This is a genomic window from Siminovitchia fortis (assembly GCF_007681465.1).
GTDB classification, from domain to species: Bacteria; Bacillota; Bacilli; order Bacillales; family Bacillaceae_C; genus Siminovitchia; species Siminovitchia fortis.
In genome coordinates, this window is the sequence record NZ_VEKZ01000182.1 from 1 (window position 1) to 370 (window position 370).

Here is a 370-nt window from a genome sequence, read left to right on the forward strand (position 1 = left end):
TTGGAATATTCAATTTATAAATCTTCGCGAATTTTTGCCAAAAAGACAAAGCTTGAATAAAAGGTGGTTTGCCCATTTGGAAAAATTATACAATTAAACTATTGGCAGCTACGACAGTGTATGTATTTACGGGCTAGATCTTCCATCAAATCTTCGTATCCAGACATATGCAGGTTTCCAAAGAGTTTTCTTTAACCAGCGGCTGATCCGGAGTAAAGATTTCTTGCTCTTTGTCTCCAACTGGATAAGGACATTTAGACAATAAGCAATGAGCGCAAGGAAAATTTGATTTTGAATGGCAGTTTCGCTCATGCCATAAAAGTGTTTGATCTCTACGTGCTGTTTGAGCCATTTAAAGAATAGCTCAATT

Annotated in this window: 1 pseudogene; it reads right to left on the reverse strand. The window is 36.5% G+C overall.

Features of this window, described 5'->3' with window-relative positions:
• Window positions 1-126: 126 nt before the first annotated feature.
• Window positions 127-370, reverse strand: a pseudogene (locus FS666_RS19505) (IS4 family transposase); the annotation flags it as partial.